The sequence below is a fragment of the Falsiroseomonas stagni DSM 19981 genome, from assembly GCF_900114315.1.
In the GTDB taxonomy this organism is placed as follows: Bacteria; Pseudomonadota; Alphaproteobacteria; order Acetobacterales; family Acetobacteraceae; genus Falsiroseomonas; species Falsiroseomonas stagni.
This window is the reverse complement of record NZ_FOSQ01000016.1, coordinates 1-3,672: the sequence shown is the minus strand read 5'-3', so window position 1 is coordinate 3,672 and position 3,672 is coordinate 1. Positions and strand designations below refer to the sequence as shown.

The following is a 3,672-nucleotide window of genomic DNA, read 5'->3' as shown; positions in this document are numbered from 1 at the left end:
CGTGTGACGGATGCGGCCGGTAACTCCGGCAGCGCGAGCAGCCTGTCCTATGTGCTGGACGTGACGGCGCCGACGACGACGCTGTCGGGCCTGGCCATCAGCACGGATACCGGCTCGTTGGCGAGCGACCGTCTCACGAAGGCCGCGAGCCAGACCGTGACGGCGACCCTGTCGTCTGCACTGGCTTCGGGCGAGGTACTGCAGGGCTCGGTCGATGGCGGTGTAAACTGGTCGGATATCACCAGTTCGGCGAGCGGCACGGCCGTTACCTGGACGAGCGCCAATTTGGCGGTCGGCAGCAACTCGATCAGCCTGCGTGTGACGGATGCGGCCGGTAACTCCGGCAGTGCGAGCAGCCTGTCCTACGAGCTGGACGTGACGGCGCCGACGACGACGCTGTCGGGCCTTGCCATTAGCACGGATACCGGAACGTCGACGAGCGACCGTCTCACGAAGGTCGCGAGCCAGACGGTGACGGCGACCCTGTCGTCCGCGTTGGCTTCGGGTGATGTGCTGGAGGGCTCGGTCGATGGCGGCGCGACCTGGTCGAATATCACCAGCGCGGCGAACGGCACGGCGGTAAGCTGGACGGGCGCCAATTTGGCGGTCGGCAGCAGCTCCATCCGCCTGCGTGTGACGGATGAGGCCGGTAACTCCGGCAGCGCGGGCATCCTGTCCTACGAGCTGGACGTGACCGCGCCGACGACGACGTTGTCTGGCTTGGCCATCGCTCCGGATACCGGCACGTCGGCGAGCGACCGTCTCACCAAGGCCGCGAGCCAGACGGTGACGGCGACCCTGTCGTCTGCGCTGGCTTCGGGTGAGGTACTGCAGGGCTCTGTCGATGGCGGTACGACCTGGTCGAATATCACCAGCGCGGCGAGCGGCACGGCGGTAAGCTGGACGGGCGCCAATTTGGCGGTCGGCAGCAACTCGATCAGCCTGCGTGTGACGGATGCGGCCGGTAACTCCGGCAGCGCGAGCAGCCTGTCCTATGAGCTGGACGTGACAGCGCCGACGACGACGCTGTCCGGCCTGGCGATCGGCACGGATACCGGAACGTCGACGAGCGACCGTCTCACGAAGGCCGCGAGCCAGACGGTCACGGCGACCCTGTCGTCTGCGCTGGCTTCGGGTGAGGTGCTGGAGGGCTCGGTCGATGGCGGTGCCAACTGGTCGAACATCACCAGTGCGGCGAGCGGCACGGCGGTGAGCTGGACGAGCGCCAACCTGGCGGTTGGCAGCAACTCGATCAGCCTGCGTGTGACGGATGCGGCCGGTAACTCCGGCAGCGCGAGCAGCCTGTCCTATGTGCTGGACGTGACGGCGCCGACGACGACGCTGTCGGGCTTCGATATCTCTGCGGATACGGGCACCTCGGCGGGCGACTTCATCACCAAGGTGGCCAGCCAGACGGTTACGGCGACATTGTCGTCGGCGCTGTCTACTGGCGATGTCTTGCAGGGTTCCGTCGACAATGGGGCGAACTGGTCTGACATCACGGCGGCGGCAAGCGGTACGGCGGTCAGCTGGACAGGTGCGACGCTGGCGGGCAATTCGAGTATCCAGATCCGGGTGACCGATGCGGCCGGCAACTCCGGTGCAGCGTTCGGTCAGGCCTATTCGCTCGATACGACGGCGCCATCCAGGACGATCTTGGGCGTGGACTTCTCGTCCGATACGGGGATCGATGGTGATTTCGTAACGACGACTCGGGTTCAGACGATCTCCGCGACTCTCAGTGGCTCGCTCGGTTCGGGCGACCTTTTGATGGGCTCGCTGGACGGCGGTTCGACCTGGACCGATGTGACCTCCTTCATCAGCGGCAGTTCGTTCAGCTGGTCTGGCGTGTCGCTGAACCAGGGTACGAACCAGCTGCGACTGCAGTTGACCGATGTCGCCGGCAATAACGGTGACGTTGCGATCCGCGCCTATGAACTTGGCGGTCAGATTGCCGTCTCGAGGGGCGGTAGCGCGGCCACCAGTGAGGCGAGCTTCAACACCGATCCAAACGTTGACATCCGGTTCGCCTGGCTTGGTTCGTCTGGTAATGAGGCGGTCGCTGGGACAGATTCGAATGACTTCCTTGCGCTTCTGGGTGGTGACGACGCCGCGAACGGGGGTGCCGGCAACGACGTCCTCGATGGCGGAACCGGGTCTAACTTCCTTATTGGTGGCGCCGGTGTCGACCGCTTCTTTGTCGACGCCCGCGGCGGCCAGGTCACTTGGTCCACCATCGGGGACTTTGATCTGGCCGCGGGTGAGGAGGTGTCCCTTTGGGGTTGGCGTGCCGGCGTCAGCCGCGTGACCTGGGTCGAGAACGATGGTGCGGTTGGCTGGAAGGGGGTTACGATGCAAGCCGATATCGATGGTAATGGGGTGAACGACACCTATATCACCTGGACCGGCTTGGAGTTTGATGATCTGCCTGTCCCGCTCGCAACGCAGACGGGTGACGGGACGCAGCTCCTCTGGTTCTTCTGAGCTAGTTTTCTCGGGCTACTCTGCACCGGAAACCGGAGCTTTGCAGGAAGTGCGGTACTGGCACCCGCCCTCCTGCTTAAGCGGTGCCTACGCAGGGTCTGCCCGGGAAGGGAGGCTCGGGGCTGCGTCATTGCCTATGGCAATGACGCAGCGTGGGAGCCACACCGGGCGCGTCCCGGGTGGTGGTGTAGGAGTGACGGAGCCCGGGGCGCGGAGCGAAGCCCGTGGGCGAGCGTAGCGGCCCGGGCGGCAACCGCGTTGATCCTTGGCAGGGTTGCGTTGTCGCGACCTGCAACCTGATACCGGGAGACGCCCATGATGACCGACGACACGATGGCCTTGCGCGGGCTGCTCGGGAAGTCCTCCGACGCCTAACTACTGCGGGAGATGGTCGGCTTTGCCGCCGAACGGCTGGTGGAGTTGGAGGTGGCAGGGCTGACCGGCGCCGCCCCTGGTGAGCACAGCGAAAGCGGGATCAACCAGCGTAACGGCTACCGCGACCGCGACTGGCAGACCCGCGCCGGCACCGTTGAACTGCGCGTTCCGAAGCTCCGCCGCCGGGCTCCTGGCCCCGAAGAGGGGGCTTCGCGGCGAGGTGTTCGGCCCGTCTTTGCCTTGCCATGTGGGGAGCGTGCAGCCCGGGGCGCCCGGTCGCACCGTGTACCGCACGATGATGCGGATGCACTGCGGGTGCATGACCGCGCGGGGCATGCTCTGGGTTGGCGAAATCCCATAGCCCTGGACGAGGAAGGCACGGAGGGCGTGTTTGCCATCCAGACGCGCCCTGGTGCCCCATTGCGGCGTCGGCCGGCTTGAAGCCGTCGCGGCGCGAGCTCGTTGGCCGCATGGTGGGGCGCTGAAATGATACCAGCGCCCTGAATGGCTGACTCGATGGTGATGTTGGTGCGCTGTCGATGTGTGATTCGCTGCGCCTGAGGGCGGAAGGGGCGGATCATGGCGGTGTCGGTAGACCGGAAGGACCATACGGCGTCGGAGTTGCGACGCCTGGCGGCGGGAAGCCGTGACGCCTCGGCGGCGCGCCGCATGCTGGCCCTGGCACTGGTGCTGGAGGGCGTGCCGCGAGCGGTTGCGGCAGAGACCTGCGGGATGGATCGGCAGACGCTGCGGGACTGGGTTCATCGCTACAATGCCGAAGGCGTTTCCGGTCTGTCGAACCGTAAGGAGGGC

The 3,672-nt window shown here is 66.0% G+C and carries 2 protein-coding genes and 1 pseudogene; all 3 read left to right on the top strand.

Annotated features, from left to right (window positions below; genetic code table 11):
• Positions 1–2,484 (top strand): beta strand repeat-containing protein (locus tag BM041_RS30815; protein WP_217648850.1); only part of this gene is annotated, 2,484 nt, incomplete at its 5' end.
• A gap of 378 nt (positions 2,485–2,862) precedes the next feature.
• Positions 2,863–3,042 (top strand): annotated as a pseudogene (locus tag BM041_RS25990) (transposase); the annotation flags it as partial.
• A 396-nt stretch (positions 3,043–3,438) separates the two neighbouring features.
• Positions 3,439–3,672 (top strand): helix-turn-helix domain-containing protein (locus BM041_RS25985; protein WP_245762059.1); only part of this gene is annotated, 234 nt, incomplete at its 3' end.